The following is a 25,550-nucleotide window of genomic DNA, read 5'->3' on the forward strand; positions in this document are numbered from 1 at the left end:
ACTTATGGCTTCTATTGAATTCAAAGACGTTGCCGTCGATTTTCCGATCTACAACGCAAGTGGACGCTCACTCAAGAAGCGCCTGATCTCGGCCGCAACTGGCGGGCAGATTGGGGCAGACCCGCTTGGCCGCGTGGTCGTGCGCGCGCTCGAAGGGCTGTCCTTTACGCTGCGTGACGGTGACCGCGTGGGCCTGCTGGGCCACAACGGCGCCGGCAAGAGCACGCTGCTGCGCCTGCTCAGCGGCGTATATATGCCATCCCACGGCAGCGCCCGGATCGAGGGTGAAATCGGTTCGCTGATCGACATCTCGCTCGGTATCGACACGGAAGCAACCGGCCGCGAAAACATCTACCTGCGCGGTGCCCTGCTGGGAATGAGCAAGGCGGAGCTGAAAGATCGCATGGACGAGATTGTCGCGTTTTCCGAACTGGGTGACTTCATCGACATGCCGCTGCGCACGTACTCGAGTGGCATGCATCTGCGCCTGGCGTTCGCGGTGTCGACCACGGTGCGGCCAGAGATCCTGCTGATGGACGAGTGGCTTTCGGTGGGCGATCAGGGCTTCAAGCACAAGGCCGAGGCGCGCATGCGCGAACTGGTCCAGGCCACGAACATCCTGGTCATTGCCAGCCATACGCGCGAACTGGTGCTGGAGACGTGCAACCGGGCGATCTGGCTCGAGCATGGAAAAATCCGTATGGACGGGCCGGCTGAAGATGTTGCCGCTGCCTATTTCGGGAACTGAGCATGGAACGAGTGTAGCGCAGCAGACTGCCAGCTCCGCCAATGGCGGTGCCGATATTGGCGTTGCAGCATTGGGTATCGGTCAGCATCAGTCTCGCCTGGTCGCGCCATACCGGTTTTGACCGCCGAGTCTCTCACTCCACACCGGCATCGCGCCCGGTAAATGACAGGATGGCGACGACCTCTGCCGGACAGAGATGGATAGAAAAAGCCCCGGCTCGATAGGGAAACCGGGGCATTAGTTGTCCGTCAGAATCCAGCGGATTCCGACCTCATGCCTAGACGTTGAACAGGAAGTTCAGCACATCGCCATCCTTGACGACGTATTCCTTGCCTTCGGCACGCATCTTGCCCGCTTCCTTGGCGCCCGACTCACCCTTGTAGGCGATGTAGTCGTCATACGAAATCGTCTGCGCGCGGATGAAACCGCGTTCGAAGTCGGTGTGGATCACGCCGGCCGCCTGCGGGGCGGTGGCGCCGACCTTCACGGTCCAGGCGCGCACTTCCTTCACGCCGGCGGTGAAATAGGTCTGCAGGCCGAGCAGTTTATAGGCGGCGCGGATCAGACGATCCAGGCCCGGTTCTTCCATGCCCATGTCGCCCAGGAAGGCGGCCTTGTCGGCGTCGTCGAGGTCGGCGATTTCGGCTTCGATGGCGGCGGAAATGGCAACGATCGGCGCGTTCTGCTTCTTCGCGAATTCGGTCAGCTGATCCAGCATCGGGTTATTCGTAAAACCGGTGTCCGAGACGTTGGCCACGTACATCGCCGGTTTCGCCGTGATCAGGTACAGCTGCTTGATCAGGGCCATCTCGTCGGCGTCCAGGCCCAGGGTGCGCACTGGCTGGCCTTCGTTCAGGTGCGGCAGCAGGCGTTCGCAGATGGCGACCAATTTTGCCGCATCCTTGTCGCCCGAGCGCGCCTTCTTGTTTTCGCGGTGGATCGCCTTTTCGACGGCACCCATGTCGGCCAGCGCCAATTCCGTCTGGATGACTTCGATGTCGTCGATCGGGCTGACTTTACCCGCGACGTGGATCACGTTGTCGTCTTCGAAGCAACGCACCACATTGACGATGGCGTCGGTCTCGCGGATGTGCGACAGGAACTGGTTACCGAGGCCCTCGCCTTTCGACGCGCCGGCCACCAGGCCCGCGATGTCGACGAATTCGACGATTGCCGGCACGACGCGCTCCGGCTTGACGATGTCGGCCAGCGCCTGCATGCGCGGGTCCGGCACCTCGACCACGCCGACGTTCGGCTCGATGGTGCAGAACGGATAGTTCTCAGCCGGGATGCCGGCCTTGGTCAGCGCGTTGAACAGGGTGGACTTGCCGACGTTGGGCAGGCCGACGATGCCGCATTGGAGACTCATGGGAATTCTTTCTTTCGATGGTGGTGAGCCCGGGAGCGCGGCTCGTAACCCCATATTGTAACCGGGGCCGAAGACGAATGCCGCAAAAACAGGCGCATCGCCCGGGATTTGGCGCTAGATCGCGCGCAGGCGCGACAAGTCGGGCCGTTCGATGAAGGCGGCCAGCTCGTCGCGCAATCTCTGGCCCTCCCCCATCGCCTGCGACCAGGCCTGGATGCGCGCGTCGTGGTCGAGTCCGTAATACTTGAAATCGCTTCGGTCGGGCAGTTTCTGGCGCGGCAGGGTTTTAAGAAAGGCCGGAGTCGGCGCGACGATCAGGACATTGTCGAGCCAGGCACGATTCGGCCCGCGCGCGCAGCGGCGCCAGGGCATCGCCTTGTCGAGCCAGCCGGGCACGATGTGCTCATTGAAGTGCGGATACAGGACGATGGCATCCGGCTCTTCCCGCTCGAGGCGGGCATAGGGCAAGGCGAGGTGGTAATCGATGATACCGCCATCCCAGTAATAGCCGGGAGGCAGGCCTTCGATGCCGGTCACCGGCTGCATGATGAGCGGTAGGGTGCCGGAGGCCAGCAGGCTGGCGGCGAGGTTGGCGCGCGTGAGCGTCGAGAAATGCGTCGTAAACCCGTCGAAGCTGTCGCGCAGCCAGGGGGCCGGAGCGCGGGCATCGGCGATCACGACCCGTTCCAGCAAACCGCCCAGGCGTTCGCGCGAGGCGACATTGGTCAGTGCCGCGGCCGCGAAGCCGCGCATCTCGGCGCGCCGGTGCGCGGGCTCGGCGAGTACTCCCTTGCCGCGCACGGCCAGCAAGTGCAGGTGGTGCTGCGGATGGCCGAGGATATCGTCCTCGTGGCCGCTCACGAATTCGTGCAATAAACCCTGCACGACCTCGTTGATCTGGCCGACGCTGGGCTTGGTGCTGGAATAGCGCTGGCCGGCGTACAGGGCGCCCAGGCGCGCAAAGGCGCGTACCGGGTCGCGCTGGCAGGCCGCGGCCATGCGCCAGGCGCCGATCGAGGAACCGATCAGGGTGCGCTCGCGCGGACTGGCGGGCAGCCACTCGCCGAACACATATTGGTCGAGCGCCTGGAAGATCAGACCCTTGGGCCCGCCGGCGGCGGCGGGAATGACGGCGATATCGGCGGCGCGCAGGCCCTGCGCGCGGATCCGGGCCAGCGCGCGCGGGCCGGCGTGGAAGGAAAGTGCACTCATGCGTGCAATTATCGCAGGAGGCGCGACGCCTCACAGGCCGGCCTTGCTGGACTGGGAGAAAGAATAGCGTGCGGCATTTAATGCAGAGCAGAATTTCGGCTGGGCGATATCAAGGTCCGGTGCCGTTTCGCTTGTTTTTTGACTCGTCCGTTCCTAAGCTCGATTGCAGGAGCCGGGCCGACCGCACGACTCCATCCCGACAGGAGAGTCGCCATGAAGTCGCGCGTTGCGCTGGTGTGCTTGCTATTGTGCTCGCTGCTGAATTCGCTGGCCTGGGCCGGCTCCCAACCGCCCATCGGCGGCGGCCCGGCCTACCAGGTCCAGCCCGGCACGCGCGAGCTGCCGCCGCGCTATGCGCTGCCTTCCGGGCCGAACCCGAGCGCGCGCATCGCGTTCTGGAACGAGGCGGCGCAGCGCGCCAACGCGCTCGACCATACCCCGGCAATCGTCTCCGGCGCGGCGCTGGAAGCGGAACAGCTCGGACCGACGCGCACCAGCCGGGCGATGGCGATCGTCCAGATCGCCGTCTACGACGCCATGAACGCCATCCTCAAGCGCTATCCCGGCTACAGCGGGCCGCTGCCGGCGTTTGCCGACAGTTCGCAGGATGCCGCCATCGCCCAGGCGGCGCACGATACGCTCGTCGCACTCTATCCGCGCCAGGCGGAGCGCTTCGATGCCTGGCTGCGCGCCGACCTGGCAAGCTTGCCGCCCGGGCGTGCCACGCTCAACGGCAGCGACGTCGGACGCCGCGCGGCGGCCGCGATCCTGGCGCTGCGCGCGAGCGACGGCAATTACTATGGCGAGCCGATCGTCGGCGTGGACTACCAGGTCGGCAATGCGCCCGGCGTGTGGCGCCCCGATCCGATCAGCGGGAGTCCGATTGCGCTGGGCGCCTTCTGGCAAGGCGTGCGGCCCTTCGTGCTGCAGTCGAGCGGCCAGTTCCGGGCGCCGCCGCCGCCGTCGCTGGCGAGCGAGGCGTATACCCGCGCCTTCGACGAAGTGAAACAGCTGGGCGGCGACGGCGTGCGCACGCCGACGCGGCGCACGCTTGAACAGACGGTGGCCGGGATCTACTGGGCCTATGACGGCACGGCCTGGGTCGGCACGCCGGTGCGCCTGTACAACCAGATCGCGGTGCAGCTGGCGCTGGCGCACTGCAGGGACGCGCTCGAACTGGCGCGCGTGCTGGCCCTGGTCAACGTGGCGATGGCGGACGCGACGATGGCGGTGTGGCAGTCGAAATACGACTACGATTTCTGGCGCCCGGTGACGGCGGTGCGCGAAGCCAGCCCGGGCAGCGGCCCCAGTGGCCTGGGCGACGGCAATCCGGCCACGCTTGGCGATCCCGGCTGGACGCCGCTCGGGGCGCCGGCCAGCAACCTGACGGGCCCGAACTTCACGCCGCCCTTCCCGGCCTATGTGTCCGGTCACGCCGGTCTGGGCGGCGCCCTCTTCCACATGCTGCGCCACGTCTATGGCGACCGGTTGCCGTTCACCTTCGTGTCCGACGAATTCAACGGGATCACGCGCGACAACCAGGGGCGGACGCGGCCGCGTCTGGCGCGCAGCTTCGGCACGCTGTCGCAGGCGGAAGAAGAAAACGGGCAGAGCCGGATCTACCTGGGCGTCCACTGGCAGTTCGACAAGACCGAAGGGGTGGCGCTCGGCCACCGGATCGCGGACTATGTATTCTTGCGCGGGCTGGTGCGGCCGGATGCCGTGCCGAACGCGACGCCCTGAATATTGAACATTGGCCTAGGCAAGGCTCAGGCGGTGTGCAGCTGCATCGTCGCCGTGTCGAGCTTGCCTTCGACGGCGAGCGGAATGATGCGCAGGGCCTTGTCGATCGATTCCTCGATCAGCGATTGCTCGTCCTTGCGCGGGCGGTGCAGCACGAAGTCGGCCACCCCCTGCTGCAGGTTCAGGCTGCGCGGGTGACCGATGCCGAGGCGCAGGCGCCAGTATTCCTGGGTGCCGAGCGCGGCCGTAATGTCTTTCAGACCGTTGTGGCCGCCCGAGGAACCGCCCTTTTTCAGTTTCGCCACGCCCGGCATCAGGTCGAGTTCGTCGTGGACGACCAGCACCTCGTCCGGGTTAATTTTATAAAAGCGGGCCAGCGCGCCGACCGACTGGCCGGAACGATTCATGAAGGTCAGCGGCTCGAGCAGCCAGACCTCGTTGCCGGCGATCGCCGTCTTCGCCATCAACGCATTGAAACGGCTTTCGCGCTGCAGGCGGCAGCCGGGCAAGCTGTTGGCGAGGTTGTCGACCAGCCAGAAGCCGGCGTTGTGGCGGGTTTGTTCGTAGTCGGGGCCTGGGTTGCCGAGGCCGACGATGAGGCGGATGGACATAGCGGTCGCGTCAGGAAAAGGATGATTATCGCTCAAGTGGGGAAATAAAAAACCCGCCGGCTTGCGCACGGCGGGTTCTGTTTCACAAGCCGCTCGCGCGGCAAGTAAATTACTTCTTCTCTTCGGCTTCCGCTTCGGCAGCAACGGCGCCGCGTGGGATCGACGAGGTGACGATGGTCAGGTTCTGGCCGTGGGTCAGCGCGGTCACGCCTTCCGGCAGCTTCAGGTCGTTGACGTGGATCGAGGCACCGGCTTCCAGGTTGCCCAGGTCGACTTCGATGAACTCAGGCAGCTTGCCTGGCAGGCAGGACACGTCCAGCTCGTTCAGCACGTGCGAGATGACGGCAGCGCTCAGCTTGACGGCTGGCGAGGTCTCGGCGTTGATGAAGTGCAGGGTGACCTTGGTGTGGATCGGCTGCGAAGCGTCGACGCGCTGGAAGTCAGCGTGCAGGACCAGTTGCTTGTATGCGTGCATCTGGAAGTCGCGCAGCAGGACTTGCTGGGTCTGGCCTTCGATTTCGAGGTCCAGCACGGAACCGTGGAAAGCTTCTTTCTTGAGCGCGTGGTACAGGGCGTTGCCGTCCAGGGCGATCAGGGTCGGGGCTGCTGCACCGCCGTAGATGATGCCTGGGGTCTGGCCAGCCTTGCGCAGGCGGCGGCTCGCTCCGGTGCCCTGCAGGGTGCGGTTGAATGCAACTACTTTCATGTGAAACTCCATAAGTTTGGGATCGCATGCAGGAAAGTGTTCCCGCCCGATTTCCCGGTTGTGCCCGCCCCCGCGACCAGGGACTGGCTTGGCTGAGCGCTGAAAACGCGCTCAAGAAAAACGAATTCTTGAATGACACAACGGCGCGCCAGCTTTTCAGCCCAGCGCGCCGTGTTTTGAAGCAAGTACTTTTAGTCGACGAACAGCGACATCACCGAGTCGCCCTTGACGATACGTTTAAACGTTTCGGCCAGCAGCGGAGCACAGGTCAGCTGGCGGATCTTGCCGCAGGCACGGCCGGCTTCGCTCAGCGGGATGGTGTCGGTGACGACCAGTTCGTCCAGCGGCGAGTTCGAGATACGCTCGATCGCCGGACCCGACAGGACCGGGTGCGTGCAGTAAGCGACAACCTTCTTGGCGCCGCGTTCCTTCAGGACTTCGGCGGCCTTGCACAGCGTGCCGGCGGTATCGACCATGTCATCCATGATGACGCAGTTGCGGCCTTCGACTTCGCCGATGATGTTCATGACTTCCGACACGTTCGCTTTTGGACGACGCTTGTCGATGATCGCCAGGTCGCAGCCGAGACGCTTGGCCAGCGCACGGGCACGCACCACGCCGCCGACGTCCGGCGACACGACCAGCAGGTCGTCGTAGTTGCGCTTTTGCAGGTCACCCAGCAGCAGCGGCGATGCGTAGATGTTGTCGACCGGGATGTCGAAGAAGCCCTGGATCTGGTCGGCGTGCAAATCCATGATCAGGACGCGCTCGACGCCGGCTTCTTCGAGCATGTTGGCAACGACCTTGGCCGAGATCGCGACACGCGCCGAGCGTGGGCGGCGGTCCTGGCGGGCGTAACCAAAGTAGGGAATGGCGGCGGTGATGCGGCCGGCCGAGGCACGCTTGAGCGCGTCGACCATCAGCATGATTTCCATCAGGCTGTCGTTGGTCGGAGCACAGGTCGACTGCAGGACAAAGACATCCTTGCCGCGCACGTTCTCGTTGATTTCGACCATGACTTCGCCGTCCGAGAACTTCGAGACGACGGCCTTGCCGAGAGGAATACCGAGGCTTTTTGCGACCCCTTCTGCTAGCGCCGGATTAGCGTTGCCGGTAAAAACCATCAGGTTTTCGTAAGCCATGGGAGTCCCGAGAGAAGAGCGTTGATACTTGAAAAAAAAGCAGCCGGCTATACCGGCTGATTATGCGCTAAGGCTGGACCACGAGAGCGGTTTCGCCCCATTTATCCGCTGGACGCATCAGCATCGACAGGCCGGATAAAACGAATGGCAGGGGAACAAGGATTCGAACCTTGGTATGCCGGAATCAAAATCCGGTGCCTTAACCAGCTTGGCGATTCCCCTACGCAACTTACAGCTTGTTGCACTACTCACTGATCATCGTATCGACTGATCGTCAAATCCTGCAACAGGCAAAATTTTATTCTACAACTCATTGTTTTGCAAGAGCGATTTCAGCGGATGTTGCATCAAGGACCGGGCTTTCCATGCTCGCCAGCGAGTGGGAACCTGCCCCAACACCTGATCCGCCTGTGCCTCGCCGGGAAGCGCACAAAACACACATGCTCCCGAACCAGTCATCCTTGCTGCACCGTATTGCCCCAGCCATTCGATCGCCTGTGCTACCGGCGGAAACAAACGGGACGCCACTGCTTGCAAATCATTTTTCCCAAACTCACTTAATAAGTTCGCTTCAGGAAAGTCCGCTATTCTAACGGGCTTCGTATCGCGCGTCAAATCCTCTGCAGCAAAAATTGCCGGAGTCGGCACGGAGACGCCCGGTTCGAGCACGACATACCAGCAATCCGGCCCGTCGACCGGCTGCATCGCCTCCCCCACGCCTTCGACGAAGGCGGTGCGGCCGTAAATAAAAAAGGGAATGTCGGCGCCCAGCGGCAAGCCGATCTCCATCAGCTCCCCGTCGCTGAAGCCACCCTGCCACAGGTGATTCGCCGCCATCAGCGCCGTGGCCGCATCGGAGGAGCCGCCACCGAGCCCACCACCCATCGGCAGAATTTTATGGACGGCGACATCGATGCCGGGCGCGGCGCGGCCATGGCGTTCACGATAGGCAGCGGCCAGCCGCTGGAGCGCGCGCACGATCAGATCGGCGTCTTCGGGCACCCCGGGCACGTCGTTGGTGCGATGAATGCGGCCATCCGCGCGCAGGTCGAAATCCAGGGTATCGCCGCGCTCGATTAGTTGAAACACGCTTTGCAGCAAGTGATAACCGTCGGCACGGCGGCCGACGATGTGCAGGAACAGGTTCAGTTTGGCCGGAGCCGGGCAGCCGTGCAGCGAACGCATGCTCAAGCGCTCGGATCGAGAATGATCTGGATCGCCAGCTCGCTGCCGGCATTGGCGCCACGTTCAGCAACGATATTCCTGGGCATTTGCGCACCATCCTTGCCCGCTTGCCAGGAAACGAAGCGCAGGCGCCAGCCGTCCCTGGTGTAGACGCTGTTGTTGGCGGGAGAAGCAATAAAACGCTTGCCGTCGGCGCCGGTCGCATAGCCCTGCAGCCAGTCGCGCAGGCCGGACACCGGCAGCGCCCAGCCGAGCGCCTGCGCGCTCAGGGTGTCGATGTCGCTGGCCGTGCGCGGCGCGCGGCCGGCTTCGGTGAGCGTGGCGCCCTGCGGCGTGACGCTGATCGTGGCGACCGTCTGTTTTAATGGACTGAGGAAGGCCACGTCGATCTGGCCCGGACGCTGCGACCACTCGAAGCCGCCGTTGGTGGAGCCGGGCTGGCCATCCTTCTGGTAGGTCACCTGCAGGCGGCCCGTGAGCTCGATGGTATCGCGGTAGGGAGCGACGGCGGCGGCAGTCGCGGTACCGCTCGGCTGGGTGGCGGTGGTGGCGCAGCCAGCGAGCGCGGCGGCCAGGACGAACAGGGAGAGACGGCGGTTGATCGGCATCGGTCGAAATAGGAACAGTAGGGGAAGCGGCGGGCGCCCTGCCCGCCATGCTAATCCAGCATTATTTCACAGCGACAGCTTCAGGCGCGCCAGCGTGCTGCGCAGCGTGTCGTTCTGCGGGTCTTTCGCGCGCGCTTCGCGCCACAGTTTCTGGGCGTCGGCCTGCTTGCCCTTCTGCCACAGCACTTCTCCCAGGTGGACGGCGATCTCGGGATCGTGGCGCAGGCCGTAGGCGCGGCGCAGATGGGCTTCGGCGGCGTCGAGGTTACCGAGGCGATATTGAACCCAGCCCATGCTGTCCATAATAAAAGGGTCTTCTGGCGCCATCGCCAGCGCCTTTTCGATCAGGGCGCGCGCTTCTTCCAGGCGCACATTACGCTCGGCCAGGGAATAGCCGAGGGCGTTGTAGGCGTGGTGGTTGTCGGGCGCCAGGCGCATCACTTCGCGCAGGCTGCCTTCCATCACGTCGACGTGACCGGTCTTTTCGGCCAGCAGCGCGAAGTCGTACAGTAAATCAGGGTTGTTCGGGAAACGGCGCGTCGCGTTCTGCATCAGCTGGAAGGCCTGTTCGGCCTGGCCGGCATCGCGCAGCACCTGCGCCTCGGTGGCGGCAACTTGCGCCTGGGCGACTGGCTCGCCGGGCTTCAGGGAGGCCAGCAGGCGGCGCGCGGCCGGCACGTCGCCGCCCTTGCCGAGCAGCTGGGCGCGGCGCAACTGGGCACCGAACGCTGCCTTTTCGTCGCCCTCGGGCAGTTTATCGAGCCAGCCGACGGCGGCCTTGATGTCGCCGCGTTCTTCCGCCAGCTGCGACAGGATCAACAAAGCCTTCGAGGGATCGCGTTCGTCTTCCGGGTTGCGCCCGAGGACGTCGACGAAGCGCGCAAAGTATCGCTCGGCGCTGCTCGGGTCGTTCAGCTGGGTCGACAGCACGCCGAGCGCGTACAGGGTGGTGACGTTGTCCGGTTGCTGTTTATCGAGCAGCAGGAATTCGCTCCGGGCGGCCTCGAACTGCTTGTCGTTGACCAGCAGGCGGGCACGGGCGGCGCGCACTTCGCGCGCATTCGGATTGGCGGCGATAAATTTCGCCAGCAACTCGGCGACCTGCGCCTCGTTCTCGCCCGCCTGCGCCAGGGTCAGGACGGCGATCTCGGAATCCGGTTTCATGGCCAGCGCGGCGCGCGCCTCGCGCCCGGCTTGCGCCTTGTCGCCGCGCGCCAGCGCGCCCTGGGCCAGGACCACATGGCCCTCGAGCGTGTCGCGATAGGGCGCCACAATACGCTCCAGCATGGCGGCCGCCGCTTCCTTGTCCTTGGCGCGCGAGAGCAGTTGCTGCACCTGGTAGAGCACGATGCCGCGCACGCCGGCCGGCGCGCCCTCTAAACGCTTGCGGAAAATTTCTTCTGCGTCCGAGATATTGTCGGACAGGATGACCATCCCCAGATAGTACTGGGTCGCCTCGTCGGACTGCGGGTCGAGCTGGCGCCACTGGCGCACGGCGGCCAGCGTGTCTTCCGGCTGGCGCGCGGCCAGCGCCATTTCGGCGGCGCGGCGCGCCAGGCGCGGGTCGCGCGTCTGCTGCGCCAGGCTCAGCATCGTCAGGTAGGGCCCTTGCCAGTCGCCGGCGCGAAACGCGAACTCGGCGCGCAGCAGCTGATTCAGCAAGGTGCTCGTCAGTTCGACCTTCGGCAGGCGCGCCTTTTCCGCCTCAAGCTCGGCTTTCGCGTCGCTCTCGGCCTTGGCCTGCGCCTCAAGCTTTGCTTCCGCTTGCTGCTCTGGCGACAGCTGCGCCGATTGCGCAACAGGCGGCTGCTGCGGCGCCACGGCACACGCAGCCAGCAAGCCGGAGAGGGTTACAATGACGAAAGCGTTTTTCAAGGCAAGTCCATGTGTGGAATGATGTTCGATTCTACGCCCAAGCCCCGTCGCGCGTGCGAGGGCGCAACACGAATTTACAAGAATTTTGTCAGATTTTCATGCCTGAACTCCCCGAAGTAGAAGTGACCCGGCGCGGCGTGGCGCCCCACCTCGAAGGCCGCATCGTCGAGCAGGTCGTGTTCCGGCGCGAAGGCTTGCGCTGGCCGTTTCCCGGCCACCTGACCGATTCGCTGCTCGGCCAGCGCATCATGCAGGTCGGCCGGCGCGGCAAGTATCTGTTGATCGGTTTCGATGCCGGCACGCTCATCATCCACCTTGGCATGTCCGGTCATTTGCGCATCCTGCCCGTGGGGACCGAGCTGAAGAAGCATGACCACTTCGACCTGGTCGTCAGCGACGGCGCGCAACTGCAGGTGCTGCGCCTGCACGATCCGCGCCGCTTCGGCGCCGTGCTCTGGCATGCGCACGACGACGGCGATATCGACGAACACGTGCTGCTGCGCGGCCTCGGCGTCGAGCCCCTGGAAGACAAATTTTCGGCCGAGCTGCTGCACAAGGCAACGCGCAAGCGCAGCGCGCCGATCAAGCAGGTGCTGCTCGCGGGCGATATCGTCGTCGGCGTCGGCAATATCTACGCCTGCGAAAGCCTGTTCAAGGCCGGTATCAGCCCGAAGACGCCGGCTTCGCGCATCAGCCGCGCCCGCTACGACAAGCTGGCGACGGCGATTCGCGAGATCCTGGCGGAAGCCATCGTGCAGGGCGGCAGTACCCTGAAAGACTTTATTGCGGTGAATGGTCAATCTGGCTATTTCCAGCAGACATATTTCGTCTATGATCGTGCAGGAGTGCCTTGCAGAAACTGTGGCGCGCCGGTGCGCCAGATCAAGCAGGGGCAGCGGTCGACGTTTTATTGCGCGACTTGCCAGCGCTGAAGACCTCACTGATTAGCAGGCGGAACCCCATGCAAGATATCCAAGAATACAGCGCCTGGCGCGCATCGATCGCGGCGGCGCTGAACGAATACCGCGCGGCGCTGGGCAGCGTCGACGTGCTTGATGCGGCGACCACGCAACGCATGGCGCAAGCCGCGGCGCGGGTACGCGACGACCGCCTCTCGGTGGCTTTCGTGGCCGAATTCTCGCGCGGCAAATCCGAGCTGATCAACGCGATCTTCTTCGCCGACTACGGCCAGCGCATCCTGCCCTCCTCCGCCGGCCGCACGACCATGTGCCCGACCGAACTGCTGTACGACGCCGCCTGGGAACCCTGCATCCGCCTGCTGCCGATCGAAACCCGCGCGCGCCAGCTCTCCACCAGCGATTTTCGCGAGGATGCGTCCGCCTGGACCGTGCTGCCGCTCGCGCTCGACGCGCCGGAGCGCATGGCGCAGGCGTTCCGCCAGGTCAGCATGACCCGCCGCGTGCCTCCCGAGGAAGCGCAGCGCTATGGCCTCTACGATCCGGACGATCCCGAACTGGCGGACGCGCTCGGGGGCGACGGCCTGGTCGAGATCTCGCAGTGGCGGCATGCGATCATCAACCTGCCGCACCCGCTCCTGAAACAGGGGCTCGTGATTCTCGATACCCCGGGCCTGAACGCGATCGGCACCGAGCCCGAACTGACGCTGAACCTGATCCCGAACGCGCATGCCGTCCTGTTCGTGCTGGCCGCCGAAACGGGCGTCACCCGCAGCGACATCGAGGTCTGGCGCACCCATATCGGCGCCGGACCAGGCCGCATCGTCGTGCTCAACAAGATCGACGCGATGTGGGATGCCTTGCGTAGCGACGAGCAGAACGAAGCCGAGATCGCGCGCCAGCAGGCCAGCGTGGCGCAGCAGCTCGGCCTCGCGCCCGGGCAGGTGTATCCGGTGTCGGCGCAGAAGGCGCTGGTCGGCCGCATCCAGGGCGACATGGATTTATTCGAGCGCAGCCGCCTGGGCGAACTGGAAGCGGCCCTGCTGCATGGCCTGATCCCGCAGAAGAAGGCGATCCTGGGCAGCGCGCTGCGCGAGGACTTGCAGGCGCTGGCGAGCGCGCAGACGAGCGCCCTGGCGGCGCGCGCACGCGGCCTGGTCGAGCAGCTGCAGGAACTCAAAAGCCTGCGCGGCAAGAACCAGAACGTGCTGGCGCACATGATGCGCCGCATCGAGGCCGAACGGAAGGATTTCGATGCCGGCCTGCTGCGCCTGCAGGACGCGCGCGCCCGTTTTACGAAGCTGTCGACCGAACTGTATTCGATCCTCGACATGGACGCCGTCGCGCGCCAGGCCGAGACGGTGCGCATGGCGCTGCATGCCTCGCGCTTCGCGACCGGCATGCGCGCCCCGGTGCGCGCCTTTTTCGAGAACGTCCGCGCCAGCCTCGATGCGGCCGACGCGCAAGTGTCCGAGATCGGCAAGGTGATGGACATGATGGTGCGCGGCCTGGCCGCCGAGCACGGTCTCACCATGTCGCCGCCGATGCCGCTGTCCCTCGCCCTCTACCGCGACGAGATCGATGCCGTCGAGGCGCTGTACGTCAAGCAGTTCGGCACCGCGACCCTGCTCATGAGCAGCCGCAGTACCCTGCTCGACCGCTTCTTCGATTCGATCGTCTCGAACGTGCGCCGCAGTGTCCGCGCCGCGAATGCGGACGTCGAGGCCTGGCTGAAGGTGATCATGGTGCCGCTCGAGACCCAAATCCGCCAGCACAAGGAGCAGTTGCGGCATCGCCTGTCCTCGATCCAGCGCATCCACGATGCCACCGACAGCCTGGAGCAAAAGATCGCGGCATTCGAAACGAGCCAGGAAGAACTGGACGGACAGCGCCGGCGCCTGGACGCCTTGAACGATGCCGTCGCCGCGGCGCTGGACGACGCGCCGCTGCGGGAGGCCGCATGAAGCGCCTGACGGAATTCGACGACCTGCTTGATCCGACGTTTTCGCAGGCCGTGATCGACTGGCAGCGCACGCACGGGCGCCACACCCTGCCGTGGCAGAACACGCGCGACGCCTACCGCGTCTGGCTCTCCGAGATCATGCTGCAGCAGACGCAGGTGGCCGCGGTGCTCGGCTATTACGCGCGCTTCCTGGAGCGCTTCCCGACCGTGCAGGACCTGGCCAGCGCGCCGATCGAGGACGTGATGGCGCACTGGAGCGGGCTCGGTTACTACACGCGGGCGAGAAACCTGCACGCCTGCGCGATCCGCGTTGTCAACGAATATGGTGGCCAGTTCCCGGCCGATCCTGCGCTGCTGGCCGATTTGCCCGGCATCGGGCGCTCGACCGCCGCCGCGATCACAGCCTTCTCGAACGGCACCCGCGCCGCGATTTTGGACGGGAACGTGAAACGCGTGTTCGCGCGCGTCTTCGGCGTCGAGGGCTATCCGGGCGAAAAGCGCATCGAAGAGGGACTATGGCGCCGCGCCGAGGCGCTGCTGCCGGCAGAGGGCATCGAATCGTACACGCAGGGCCTGATGGACCTCGGTGCGACGCTGTGCACGCGTTCGAAGCCCGACTGCGGCCGCTGCCCGCTGCAGGCGCGCTGCGTCGCGTTTGCAACGAACCGTACCGATGAACTCCCGGTGCGCAAACCGAAGAAGACCACGCCGGAGAAGCGTGCGGCCATGCTGGTCGTGATCCACGATGACCATGTGCTGCTCGAGCAGCGTCCTGCCAGCGGCATCTGGGGAGGATTGCTGTCGCTGCCGGAAGTGGACGGCCACGTCGGCATCGAGCTCGCGCAAGATGGCGGGATTGCGCTCGCGGCGCAGGTGCAGGTGCAGGCGCTGGGCCAGGTCGAGGAAGTGCAGGCGCTGCTGCCGCTGGTGCATGTGTTCACGCACTATAAATTGCACATTCATCCGCACAAGGTGACGCTGGCCGAGCGTGGGGCGACGCCGGACGGTCATGTGTGGGTCGCGATGGAGGCGGTTGGCGATGCCGCGCTGCCGGCGCCGGTCAAGAAGCTGCTGCTGGACCTGGCGCGCCCGAGTTTGTTCTAGCGCGCGCTAAGGTTGCGCACAGGGTGGACGCGTGGGCTCGGAGAGCCCACCCTACGGTGCACCAGCGCCGCGTGGTGCTATTTTGCGCCCGTTGCGTAACGTAGGGTGGGCACCTGTGCCCACGCGGTACGGCATCTACACGTTTCGACCATCATGCGCAGTACCGCGTGGGCATGAATCCGATCGCGGCCCGGCCCACCCTACAATTCGTCCAGCGAAAAAATCCGCTTGTGCTCGCGGATCGCATAGCGGTCCGTCATGCCCGCGATGTAGTCCGCAATCTTCCTCGCCTGCTTCACGGTGTCGCCGTTGGCCACCTGGTAATCCGGCGGCAGCAGCACCGGGTCCGTCATGAAGGCGTCGAACAGTTCGCGCACGATGCGGCTGGCCTTTACCCGCATGCGGTTGACCTTGAAGTGGCGGTACAGGTTCGCATACAGGAAGCGTTTCAAGGCCGTGGTCTCGGCGCGCATCTGGTCCGAAAAACGGATCAGGGGCGGCGAAGTCCGCACTGCGTCGATGTTCGCCGGCGCGGCATCGAGCAGCAAGGCGGCCGAGGTCTCGACCAGGTCAGCCGTCATGGCCGTGATCATCAAACGGATCGTCTCGTACAGCGCACGCCGGCCCGGCAGGCCGGGATACTGCGCTTCCACCGCGTTGCGATGGCGCGCGAACAGCTCGACCTGCATCATCTGCTCCATCGTGAGCAGGCCCGAACGCAGGCCGTCGTCGATGTCGTGGTTGTTGTACGCGATCTCGTCGGCGAGATTGGTCAGCTGCGCTTCCAGGCTGGGCTGGGTCTTGTCGATGAAGCGCTGGCCGAGCGGGCCAAGCTGGCGCGCGTTGTTCAGCGAGCAGTGCTTCAAAATGCCTTCGCGCGTTTCGAACGTGAGGTTCAGGCCGTCGAAGGCGCCGTAGTGCTCTTCCAGGTGATCCACCACCCGCAGGCTTTGCAGGTTGTGCTCGAAGCCGCCGTAGTCCTTCATGCATTCGTTGAGCACGTCCTGGCCGACGTGGCCGAACGGCGTGTGCCCGAGGTCGTGCGCCAGCGCCGTGGCTTCGACCAGGTCTTCGTTCAGGCGCAGGCTGCGCGCCAGCGTGCGGCCGATTTGCGCGACTTCGATCGAGTGCGTCAGGCGCGTGCGGAACAGGTCACCCTCGTGATTGAGAAAAACCTGGGTCTTGTATTCGAGGCGGCGGAAAGCCGTGGAGTGGATGATGCGGTCGCGGTCGCGCTGATACTCGCTGCGCGAACCGGGCGCGGGCTCGTCGAAACGGCGCCCGCGCGAGGCCTTCGAATGCGCCGCATACGGAGCCAGGTGGGCGTCGAAATCGATCATGCGCGGCGCCTCTTCACTTTATGCCGGCGTCCACGCAGCTTTCCAGCGTGGCACGCAGCAGTTCCGGCGGCACGCTGCTGATGCTCGGGCTGCCCAGGGGTTTCAACAGGATGAATTTGATGGCACCGCCCTCGTTCTTCTTGTCCACTTCCATCAGCTCGATCCAGCGCTCGATGCCGAGGTCCGGCGCTTTGACCGGCAGGCCGGCGGCGGCGACCAGCGCCCGCACGCGTTCGACGGTGGCATCGTCGACCAGGCCCAGGCGGCGCGACAGGTCGGCCGCCATCACCATCCCGCAGCCGACCGCCTCGCCGTGCAGCCAGGTGCCGTAGCCGAGGCCCGCTTCGATCGCATGCCCGAAGGTGTGGCCGAAGTTCAGCACGGCGCGCAGGCCGCCCTCCCGTTCGTCCTTGCGCACGACTTCGGCCTTGATCTCGCAGGAGCGCGCGATCGCATGCGACAGCGCGCCCGGATCGCGCGCCACCAGGCGATCGATGTTCGCTTCGATCCAGTCGAAGAAGGCGGCATCCAGGATCGCGCCGTGCTTGATCACTTCGGCCAGGCCCGCCGACAGTTCGCGCGCCGGCAAGGTCGACAGGGTGGCGGTATCGGCCAGCACCGCGCGCGGCTGGTAAAAGGCGCCGATCATGTTCTTGCCGAGCGGGTGGTTGATGCCGGTCTTGCCGCCGACCGAGGAGTCGACCTGCGAGAGCAAGGTAGTCGGTATTTGCACAAACGGCACGCCGCGCATGTAGCTGGCCGCGGCATAGCCGGTCAGGTCGCCGATGACGCCGCCGCCCAGGGCGATCAGGGTCGTCTTGCGGTCGCATTTATTTGCCAGCAGCGCGTCGAAGACCAGCATCAGCGACTGCCAGTTCTTGTGCTCTTCGCCGTCGGGCAGGATGATCTCGACCACCTCGCGCCCGGCCGCGCGCAAGGGTGCCGCGACCTTGTCCAGGTACAGCGGCGCGACCGTCGTGTTGGTGACGATGGCCGCCTTGTTGCCGCCCACCTGGCGCGCAAGCAGCGCGCCGTCGTCGAGGACGCCGGGGCCGATGGCGATCGGGTAGCTGCGCTCGCCCAGGTCGACGTTGAGATTGAGAGGTGCTTGTACGTTCATCGATGTCGCCTTTGCGCGCCGCGAACGCGCCGAATTGAGCGCGTCGAGCTGGTCCAAAATTGTCTGAACCATCGATTGTACGTTAGGTCGGCCGGTATCGATGACGAGGTCCGCGATCTCGCGGTACAGCGGCTCCCTCTGGGCCAGCAGTTCCTCGAGCTTCCTGCGCGGGTCGGCGGTTTGAAGCAGCGGCCGGTTCTTGTCGTGCGAGGTGCGCTGCAGGATGCTGCCGACGCTGGCGCGCAGGTAGATGACCGTGCCGCGTTCGGCGAGGAAGGCGCGGCTGCCCGCATCGAGCACGGCGCCGCCGCCGGTGGCCAGCACAATGCCGCGCTGGGCGGTGAGTTCGCGGATCATGTCCGCTTCGCGCCGGCGGAAGCTGGCCTCCCCTTCGATTTCGAAGATCCACGGGATCGTGGCGCCGGTGCGCGCCTCGATCGCATGGTCGGAATCGACGAAGCGCATGTTCAGCCGGCGCGCCAGCAGCCGGCCGATGGTGGTCTTGCCGGACCCCATCAGTCCGACAAGAAACACATTTTCGGATTTCACATCAATTAGCGGTGAACTTGAATTCCGTAATCTTACCCTGTGGCGTCTTGGTCTGGAGAGTGAAATCGCCCGGCGCGCATTGCGCATCCGGCGAGACCGTCATCTGGTGGAGGGTGCCGCCGGCCGCGAGCGTCGATGGAATCGTCGCCGGCGACAGTCCCGTGACCGACAATTTGGTCGCGGACGACACCGACACGCCGGTACCGAACGGCAGCGGATTGTTGTTGACGTCGGTCAGGCGGACCGACAGTGCACGCGCGGCGCAGCCCGTTCCTGCCAGTCCGGCGAGCGGGATCGAGGCGCCGTTGGCGTAGGTCGCGCCGGTACAGCTGCCGTTGTAGCAGACGTCGCTCAGCCGCGCATAGGAGCCGCTGAATACGATCTCGATGTCGCGGCGCAGGTAATTCAGGCCCCAGGCGCCATTGCCGACCGGCTTGTAGGTGCTGCTGTTGAAGGGGATCGGCAGGTCGTTGTCGGCCGCTTCGTACACGCCGTTCAGGTTCGTGTCCAGGAACGGATCGGGCATGTCCGTAAACGGTTCGCCGCCGCTCGGGCAAGTGTCGACCAGTGGCCGGTAGCTGCCGGCCGGGCCGGTCCAGCCGGTGCAGCTGTACTGGCCGTCGCCGTTCATGTCGACGAAGTCCTCCACGCCCTGGACGAAGGCCATCACGGTCACGCGGCCGGTCGCGGGACGCACGTTCTGGCCGACCAGGTCGACGGAGCAGTGGCCGTCGACCGTCACGCAGCCGCCCTGGGCCGAGCTGGCGACGGCGCCGCCTTCGGTCACGAAGTTGACCGCGGTGCCATCGGACACCTTGTTGCCGTACTGGTCAGCGAGGTAGACGGAAATCCCCACCGTCTCGCCCGTCACGTCCCAGGCCTCGAGATTGCGGAACGCCGGGCTCATCGTCATCGACTTCTGGATCGGCAGGCCGGTCGACACGATCAGGGTGTCCGACAGGCCGGTGATGACGGAGCCGTTGCGGCTGGCGGAGGCCAGCACGCGCACCGGGGTCGGGATCGAGCCCGAGGCCACGGTCGTGGAGACCTTGCCCGAGGCGTCGGTGGTGGCGCGGATCGGGCTGACCGTCAGGCCGCCGGTGGCCGTGGTGGCACTGAAGTCGACGTCGACGCCGGCCAGGCCATTGCCCTGCTGGTCGACGACGCGGTAGTTCAATTGGGCCGATTCCGAACGGCCCTGGCCGCCCGAACCCTTGAGCACGATCGCGGTGCCGCTCAGGCTCGAACCCGAGAACTGGATCGCGCCGATATTGGCCGCGCTGACGTCGATGCCGATGGTCTGGCTCGAGTTGCCGATCGAAGCGGTGATGACGTCGCGCCCGAGCGTGCAGCCATTGTTGGTGTAGGTTGCCAGCTGCACGCCGTTGCTGATCGCGCCCGGCACCAGCGTCGCGCTACCGTTGCCGGCGCACAGCGAGGTCAGGCTCAGGCCGGTCGATGCGGTGGCAGCCTGGCCATTGCTGGTGACCGGGATGTTCAGTGCCAGGGTGTTGAAGGCCGGCAGGCGGCCGGCCGGGGCCGGCGAGAACGACAGCGCGCCCACGGTCAGGGGCGCGGCGCCGATGGCGATGTTCAGGCCGGCGCTGCCGGTCTTGCTTTCGACGACGGAGGTCGCGGTCAGGGCGAGCGCGCCCGCGGTGGTGTAGGTGGCCGGCTTGATCGTCACGACGGCCACGCCGTTGGCGTCGGTCAGGGCCGAACCGGTGTCCGGCGTAAAGGCGACCATGCCCGCGGTCGCGGTGGCGAACTGGACGATCGCGCCGACGGCGGGCTTGCCGGACGGGGTGAGGACGGTTGCCTTCAGCGTCGCGCTCTGGCCGCCGGACAGGCTCGTGACCGGCTGGTTGGTGCCGTCCGTCATCGTCAGGCTGACCTTGGTGTCAGCGGTGGCGGTGGTGCCCGTGCCGGTGCCGGTGCCGGTGCCGCCGGTACCGGTGTTGCCCGTGGCGCCGGATGCGGCCGGCACCGCGCCGGGATTGCCGCCACCGCCGCCACAGGCGCTCAACACTGCGGCGGCGATCAGGGTCAGGACCGCCACGCGCTTGATGCCGGCGGAAGGATGGTGGGTCGATGCTGTCAGCATGTTGTTGTTCCTATTCTTTTTCAGCTGTAAAAAATGCCGGAACGTCGGGAGGACGGTCCGGCATCGGTGTCAGGTGTTGTCTGGCTCGATATGGATCAAGGTCCCGGATCAGCGTCCGGATGCCACGCGGTCGGCGACGATCTTCGGCGTGATGAACACCAGCAGTTCGGTCTTCGCGCTCTCGCGGCCCTGGGTCTTGAACAGGTAGCCGAGCACCGGAACGTCGCCCAGCAGCGGCACCTTGCTCACGTTGCTGCGCTCGGTCTGCTGGTAGATACCGCCCAGCACCACGGTGCCGCCGTTTTCGACCATGACCTTGGTTTTCACGTGCTGGGTGTTGATGGCGAAGCCGGCGCGCGTTTCCTCGCCCTTCGAATCCTTGCTCACGTCCACTTCCAGCACCACGTTGCCGTCCGGCGTGATCTGCGGGATCACTTCCAGGCGCAGGTTCGCCTTCTTGAATTCGATCGAGGTGGCGCCGCTCGAGGAGGCGACCTGGTACGGCAGTTCGATACCCTGCTCGATCACGGCCACCATCTTGTCTTCGGTGACCACGCGCGGGCTGGAGATGATCTTGCCCTTGCCGTCCGCTTCCAGCGCCGACAGTTCCAGGTTCAGGAAGCGATTGTCGGCCGAGGAGAACAGGGAGAAGGCCAGGCTCGGCGCCGAGATGCCGCCGATCGCCGCCGCCGGCAGGTTCACCATCGTCGTATTCGTGTAGGCATCGCCGTTGTCCGGGGTCTGGCCCGTGACCTGGCCGACGCCGGTCAGGTTGCCGCCGATGGCGACGCGGTTGTTGCCGCCGATGCCGTAGCCGGCATCGCCGCCGCGCACGCCGCGCATGTCGCCAAAGCCGATCTTGGCGCCCAGGTTGCGCGAGAAGCCATCGTTCGCCTCGACCAGGCGGGCTTCGATCAGGACCTGCTTCGATGCCACGTCGGTCTTCTGGATCAGCATCCGGATGTCTTCGATCTTCGAGGCGATGTCGGTCACGAACAGCTGGTTCGTGCGCGGATCGATGATCGCGCTGCCGCGCTTGGACAGCACGCGGTTGCGGTCGGCGCCGCTTGCCGCGCCGCCGTTCGCGTCCAGGCCGAACACGGTGCGGAAGGATTCGGCTTTCTGGTAGTTCAGCTGGAAGATTTCGGACTTCAGCGGCTCGAGGTCCGAGATCTGGGCGCGTTGCTCGAGTTCGAGCTTTTCCTTGGTCAGCAGTTCTTCCCTCGGCGCGATCCAGATGACGCTGCCGTTCTTGCGCATGTCCAGGCCCTTCGACTGCAGGATCACGTCCAGCGCCTGGTCCCAGGGCACGTCCTTCAGGCGCAGGGTCAGGCTGCCGGTGACGGAATCGCTGGCGATGATGTTCAGGCCCGAAATATCGGCCACGGCCTGCAGCGCCGCGCGCACTTCGATGTTCTGGAAGTCGAAGCTGATCTTCTCGCCGCGGTAACCCTGCGCGCCCTTCGCCAGCTTGTTCGGGTCTTCCTTCACCGGACGCACGGCCACGACCAGCTGGGTGTCGCTCTGGTAGACCGACTGTTCCCACTGTCCTTGCGCTTCGATGATCATGCGCACGTTGGCGCCGTTGCTGCTCGTCGTCACGCGCGACACCGGGGTGCCGAAATCGGTGACGTCCAGGCGCCGGCGCAGGGTTTCCGGCAGGCCGATGTTCATGAAGTCCACCTGCACCTTGTTGCCGAGCTGGCGCACGTCGACGGCGACCGCATTGTTCGGCAGGTCGACCACGACCCGGCCTTCGCCTTCGTTACCTCGGCGGAAGTCGAGGTTGCGCAAGGTCTGGCGCGGCCCTGCGGCTGCGCTCTGCGCGCCCGGCGCCGGGGCCGCGGCGAGCGGCGCGGCAGCCGCACCGGCGCCGGCCACGGTGACCACGACCGACTTGCCGTCGATCGCCGTCGAATAGCTGGCCGGACGTTTCAGATTCATCACCAGGCGGGTGCGTTCGCCGGCCTGCACCACGTTCACGCCGCGCACTTCGCCCAGGTTGATGTCCTGCGCATTCTGGCCGGTGGCATTCGTCGTGGCGCCGAAGTCGAGCGCGATGCGCGCCGGATTCGTGATCGCAAAGCCGAGCGGCAATTTGGTCGGGGCGTTTTTCATCGCGATGTTGACCACCACGTTCGCGCCCTGCTGGTTGGCGCTGATCGATTCGATGGCGTTATCTTGAGCCTGGGCCGCGCCTGCGCCGAGCGCCAGCAATACCGGCACCAGCAGCGTGCCGACGGCGCGCTTCAGGTTCATCATTGCGAATGGGGTCATTTCCCGATCTCCTTACTTTCCTGCAACTCCAGCTTCGATATCCGCTCGACCCAATCGCCGCCAGCGTCCTGTACCATTTCCCGGATTTCCACGGCCGCCGGGGTCACGCGCGTTACCTGGCCAAAGTTCTGGCCCAGGCGCTGTCCTGCCCGCACGCGGTAGACACTGCGCTCGATCTGCACCAGGGCAAAGCTGACGCCGCCCTTTTGCATCATACCGACCATCCTCATGGTATCGAGAGGATAGTTCTCCAAGGCTTCACGGGGACGATTCAAGTCCGGCCGGGCCGCGTACGGCTGCCCCGCATTCGGTTGCGCGGCGGCCAGCACGCCCGGTCCCGCCAGCTTGTCGGCGCTGAAGGGATCCGGCGCCTGGGCGCCGTTATAGGCGTACGGCAGGAATTCCTTGGACTCCGGCAGCGGTTTCACCGACGGCCTGGTTTGCGCCTTCGTCTCTTCCATCCAGGTGCGCACTTCGCGCACGTCGCTGTCGCCGCAGCCGGCCAGCAGCACGGTCATCAAGGCCGGCACGATCAGGTTCTTCATCATGGCGCGCCCTCCGCTTTCTTGTTCTTCTTCGCCTTCAGGCGCGCCGCTTTCTGCGTGGCCAGTTCATCGGCGTCGAGGTAGCGGAAGGTCTTCGCGATCGCGTCCAGGGTCAGGACGCCATCCTTGTCGGTTTTCAGGCGCATGTTGTTGAGCGTGACGATGCGCGGCAGATGCGCCATGTCGGCCGCGAAGGCGCCCAGGTCGTGGTAACTGCCGGAGAGTTCGATCGCGATCGGCAATTCGGCGTAGTAGTCGCGCACGACGACCTGGTCGGGACGGAACAGCTTGAATTGCAAACCGCGGCCGACGCCGGCCTGGTTGATGTCGGAGAGCAGCGCGGCCATCTCGGCCTTGCTCGGCAACTGCTTTTCCAGGCGCTCGACCGACCGGTCGACCTGGATCTTCTGCGCCTGCAGCGCTTCCAGGTTCACCGCCTGCGCGATTTTCGAACGGTATTCGTCGCGCAGCGTCGATTCCTGGGCCGCCAGCGACTCCTGGGTCTCGAACTGCCCGCTCCAGTACAGGAAATAGCCGGCAATGACGACCAGCGCCATCGCGCCGGCCGCGCACAGCAGGCGCGGCGCCAGCGGCCACAGGCCCGGCGGGCGGCCCTGCAGCCCCTGGAATTGCGCCGACAGCTCGGCGCCCAGTTGTTTCAGGTCGATGTTCATGGCTTGTTCTCTCCCGCTTTCGCTTCCGTCCTGGCGATGCCGGCCAGCGGGGCCTTCTTGCCGTCTGCCGCTTCTTCGGTGTCGCGGGCACGCTTGATGGCCACCGCCAGCGTGAACTCGACCGCCTTGCGCACGAGCTTGTTCTGGGTCAGCGTGGCCGCCTTGACCTCGGTGAGTTCGGGACGCTCGAGCCAGGGCGAATTGCCAGACAGGTTGCGCAGCAGCTCGGCCACGCGTTCCTGCGACTGCGCATAACCATTCAGGACCACGCGCTGGCCGCTCTGCTCGAAGGATTTCAGGTAGACGCCTTCCGGCGTCTGGCGCACCAGTTCGTCGAACAGGTAGACCGGCTGGTTGCGGTCGCCCTGCAAGTCTTCCACCGCCTGCTGCCGCGATTTCAGGGCATTGATTTCTTCCTTCAGGGTGGCGATGTCCTTGATCTTCTTGTCGAGTTCGGCGTTCTCGGTGGACAGCGCGGCATTGCGCTGTTCCTGGATCGCGATGCGGCTGGCGTTCCAGCCGCCGACCAGCAGCACCACGGCCACGCCCAGCAGGCCGCCGAGCACCAGCATGGCGATGAAAGCCGCCTGTTTCTGTTTGCGTTTCGCTTCCCGGTGCGGGAGCAGGTTAATCCGGATCATCAGCCAAACCTCCGCAGGCCGAGGCCGCAGGCAACCAGGTAGGACGCGCCGTCGGCGCGCACTTGCGCTTCGCGCAAGCCGGGGGCCAGCAGCATGCCGTCGAAGGGCGTCACTTGCGCGGTCGGGATGCGCGTGCGGCCGCCGATCAGCTCGACCAGGCCGGGCAGCGGGGCGCTGCCGCCGGCCAGCCAGATCTGGTCGATGCGGGTATACGGCGTCGAGGTGAAGAAGAACTGGATCGCGCGCGTCACTTCCAGCGCGGCGCTTTCCAGGAATGGCGTCAATACGTCGGCGCGGAAGTTTTCCGGCAAATCGCCGGATTTCTTGCGCGTTTCCGCTTCCTCGTAGGCCAGGCCGTAGCTGCGCACGATTTCCTGGGTCAGCGTGTTGCCGCCGAAAGCCTGCTCTTTCTCGTAGACGGTGTCGCCGTTGTGCAGCATCGATACGTGGGTGATGCCGGCGCCGATCTGGAACAGGGCGACGATCTTGTCCTTGCCTGCAGGTGCGGCGCGCTCGAGGGCGGCACGCGCGGCGTAGGATTCGATGTCCATCACGGTGGCCGTCAGGCCGGCCGCTTCGGCGATCGCCACCCGGTCCTCGACCTTTTCGCGGCGCGCAGCGGCCAGCATCACTTCCATGTCGTCGGGAGAATTCGGCGCCGGGCCGACCACGTCGAAGTCCAGGCTCACTTCGTCGAGCGCGAACGGGATGTACTGGCTGGCTTCGGATTCGACCTGCACTTCCAGCTGGTCTTCGGCCATGCCGGCCGGCAGGATGATTTTTTTCGTGATGACCGACGCAGGCGGCATGCCGAGCGCGACGTTCTTGGCGCGGGTGCCGCTTTTCTTCCAGATGCGGCGCACGGCCTCGGCCACCTGGTCGAAGTTTTCGATATTCCCGTCGACCACGGCGCCGCGCGGCAGCGCCTCGAACGCGTGGCGCTCCAGGCGCAGCACGCCCTTGCCGGCATCGGCCAGCTCGACCAGGCGCAGGCCCGAGGTGCTGATGTCGAGTCCGGCAAGCGGCGGGCTCGACTTACCGAACAAGGAACCCAGATTGATCACGCGCCTACTCCTCAGCTGCGGCCCGGATGCCGGGCCAATGTCGTTCAATGCCC

The 25,550-nt window shown here is 65.4% G+C and carries 21 protein-coding genes and 1 tRNA gene; 5 read left to right on the top strand and 17 right to left on the bottom strand.

The genetic code is table 11. The features are described 5' to 3' along the window. Window positions 1-4: 4 nt before the first annotated feature. Window positions 5-748 (top strand): ABC transporter ATP-binding protein, encoded by a 744-nt coding sequence (locus LPB04_RS03595; RefSeq protein WP_193687421.1) that lies wholly within the window; start codon window positions 5-7, stop codon window positions 746-748. A gap of 277 nt (window positions 749-1,025) precedes the next feature. On the opposite strand, the gene ychF is transcribed toward LPB04_RS03595, so the two are convergent. Continuing rightward, entirely contained in the window at window positions 1,026-2,117 is a 1,092-nt protein-coding gene (gene ychF / locus LPB04_RS03600; RefSeq protein ID WP_193687422.1) for a redox-regulated ATPase YchF, read from the bottom strand. Between the two features lie 114 nt (window positions 2,118-2,231). Continuing rightward, window positions 2,232-3,329, bottom strand: a complete 1,098-nt coding sequence (locus LPB04_RS03605; protein ID WP_193687423.1) for a patatin-like phospholipase family protein — start codon at window positions 3,327-3,329, stop codon at window positions 2,232-2,234. 213 nt (window positions 3,330-3,542) lie between these two features. Here LPB04_RS03605 and LPB04_RS03610 point away from each other — a divergent pair, with 213 nt between their 5' ends. Beyond that, window positions 3,543-5,072 (top strand): vanadium-dependent haloperoxidase, encoded by a 1,530-nt coding sequence (locus tag LPB04_RS03610; RefSeq protein ID WP_193687424.1) that lies wholly within the window; start codon window positions 3,543-3,545, stop codon window positions 5,070-5,072. Between the two features lie 26 nt (window positions 5,073-5,098). On the opposite strand, the gene pth is transcribed toward LPB04_RS03610, so the two are convergent. From pth to LPB04_RS03645, 7 genes are all read right to left on the bottom strand, one after another. Then, window positions 5,099-5,683 carry an aminoacyl-tRNA hydrolase gene (gene pth, locus LPB04_RS03615; protein WP_193687425.1) on the bottom strand — a complete coding sequence of 195 codons (585 nt, stop codon included), beginning with the start codon at window positions 5,681-5,683 and terminating at the stop codon, window positions 5,099-5,101. A gap of 109 nt (window positions 5,684-5,792) precedes the next feature. After that, window positions 5,793-6,389, bottom strand: coding sequence for a 50S ribosomal protein L25/general stress protein Ctc (locus LPB04_RS03620; protein ID WP_193687426.1), 597 nt, complete (start codon window positions 6,387-6,389; stop codon window positions 5,793-5,795). 191 nt (window positions 6,390-6,580) lie between these two features. Continuing rightward, a complete protein-coding gene (locus LPB04_RS03625) occupies window positions 6,581-7,531 on the bottom strand; it encodes a ribose-phosphate pyrophosphokinase (RefSeq protein WP_193687427.1) in 951 nt (316 codons plus the stop codon). Window positions 7,532-7,676: 145 nt separating this feature from the next. Continuing rightward, window positions 7,677-7,753: transfer RNA gene (locus tag LPB04_RS03630), tRNA-Gln, on the bottom strand. An 81-nt stretch (window positions 7,754-7,834) separates the two neighbouring features. Continuing rightward, window positions 7,835-8,716 (bottom strand): 4-(cytidine 5'-diphospho)-2-C-methyl-D-erythritol kinase, encoded by an 882-nt coding sequence (gene ispE, locus LPB04_RS03635; protein ID WP_193687428.1) that lies wholly within the window; start codon window positions 8,714-8,716, stop codon window positions 7,835-7,837. A gap of 2 nt (window positions 8,717-8,718) precedes the next feature. Beyond that, window positions 8,719-9,324 (bottom strand): outer membrane lipoprotein LolB, encoded by a 606-nt coding sequence (locus tag LPB04_RS03640; protein ID WP_193687429.1) that lies wholly within the window; start codon window positions 9,322-9,324, stop codon window positions 8,719-8,721. A gap of 66 nt (window positions 9,325-9,390) precedes the next feature. Beyond that, entirely contained in the window at window positions 9,391-11,199 is a 1,809-nt protein-coding gene (locus LPB04_RS03645; RefSeq protein ID WP_193687430.1) for a tetratricopeptide repeat protein, read from the bottom strand. A 98-nt stretch (window positions 11,200-11,297) separates the two neighbouring features. On the opposite strand from LPB04_RS03645, the gene mutM reads away from it, so the two are divergent. The 3 genes from mutM to mutY are packed head-to-tail and all read left to right on the top strand — an operon-like array spanning window position 11,298 to window position 15,183. Beyond that, window positions 11,298-12,131 carry a bifunctional DNA-formamidopyrimidine glycosylase/DNA-(apurinic or apyrimidinic site) lyase gene (gene mutM, locus LPB04_RS03650; protein ID WP_193687431.1) on the top strand — a complete coding sequence of 278 codons (834 nt, stop codon included), beginning with the start codon at window positions 11,298-11,300 and terminating at the stop codon, window positions 12,129-12,131. A gap of 29 nt (window positions 12,132-12,160) precedes the next feature. Continuing rightward, a complete protein-coding gene (locus LPB04_RS03655) occupies window positions 12,161-14,080 on the top strand; it encodes a dynamin family protein (protein ID WP_193687432.1) in 1,920 nt (639 codons plus the stop codon). Continuing rightward, window positions 14,077-15,183 (top strand): A/G-specific adenine glycosylase, encoded by a 1,107-nt coding sequence (gene mutY, locus LPB04_RS03660; protein WP_193687433.1) that lies wholly within the window; start codon window positions 14,077-14,079, stop codon window positions 15,181-15,183. Before LPB04_RS03655 ends, mutY begins: the two co-directional genes overlap by 4 nt. 200 nt (window positions 15,184-15,383) lie before the next feature. Here the strand turns inward: mutY and LPB04_RS03665 are convergent, their stop codons facing one another. The 8 genes from LPB04_RS03665 to LPB04_RS03700 form a co-directional block, all read right to left on the bottom strand. Further along, window positions 15,384-16,523 (bottom strand): deoxyguanosinetriphosphate triphosphohydrolase, encoded by a 1,140-nt coding sequence (locus LPB04_RS03665; RefSeq protein WP_193687434.1) that lies wholly within the window; start codon window positions 16,521-16,523, stop codon window positions 15,384-15,386. Window positions 16,524-16,536: 13 nt separating this feature from the next. Beyond that, the gene (gene aroKB, locus LPB04_RS03670) at window positions 16,537-18,159 is read right to left on the bottom strand and encodes a bifunctional shikimate kinase/3-dehydroquinate synthase AroKB (RefSeq protein WP_229515019.1); all 1,623 of its coding nucleotides are present in this window, start codon (window positions 18,157-18,159) and stop codon (window positions 16,537-16,539) included. A gap of 34 nt (window positions 18,160-18,193) precedes the next feature. Beyond that, window positions 18,194-20,296: an Ig-like domain-containing protein gene (locus tag LPB04_RS03675; protein WP_193687436.1), complete on the bottom strand. Its 2,103-nt coding sequence runs from the start codon at window positions 20,294-20,296 to the stop codon at window positions 18,194-18,196. Between the two features lie 108 nt (window positions 20,297-20,404). Further along, entirely contained in the window at window positions 20,405-22,573 is a 2,169-nt protein-coding gene (gene pilQ / locus LPB04_RS03680) for a type IV pilus secretin PilQ (RefSeq protein WP_227496606.1), read from the bottom strand. After that, on the bottom strand, window positions 22,570-23,121 hold the full coding sequence (locus LPB04_RS03685) for a pilus assembly protein PilP (RefSeq protein WP_307727339.1): 552 nt from the start codon (window positions 23,119-23,121) through the stop codon (window positions 22,570-22,572). The genes pilQ and LPB04_RS03685 overlap by 4 nt, the downstream gene beginning before the upstream one ends. Continuing rightward, the gene (locus LPB04_RS03690; RefSeq protein WP_193687437.1) at window positions 23,118-23,792 is read right to left on the bottom strand and encodes a type IV pilus inner membrane component PilO; all 675 of its coding nucleotides are present in this window, start codon (window positions 23,790-23,792) and stop codon (window positions 23,118-23,120) included. The genes LPB04_RS03685 and LPB04_RS03690 overlap by 4 nt, the downstream gene beginning before the upstream one ends. After that, window positions 23,789-24,433, bottom strand: coding sequence for a PilN domain-containing protein (locus tag LPB04_RS03695; RefSeq protein WP_193687438.1), 645 nt, complete (start codon window positions 24,431-24,433; stop codon window positions 23,789-23,791). The genes LPB04_RS03690 and LPB04_RS03695 overlap by 4 nt, the downstream gene beginning before the upstream one ends. Continuing rightward, window positions 24,433-25,497 carry a pilus assembly protein PilM gene (locus LPB04_RS03700; protein WP_193687439.1) on the bottom strand — a complete coding sequence of 355 codons (1,065 nt, stop codon included), beginning with the start codon at window positions 25,495-25,497 and terminating at the stop codon, window positions 24,433-24,435. The genes LPB04_RS03695 and LPB04_RS03700 overlap by 1 nt, the downstream gene beginning before the upstream one ends. Window positions 25,498-25,550 lie beyond the last annotated feature (53 nt).

It is taken from the genome of Massilia litorea (genome assembly GCF_015101885.1).
Classification (GTDB): Bacteria; Pseudomonadota; Gammaproteobacteria; order Burkholderiales; family Burkholderiaceae_D; genus Telluria; species Telluria litorea.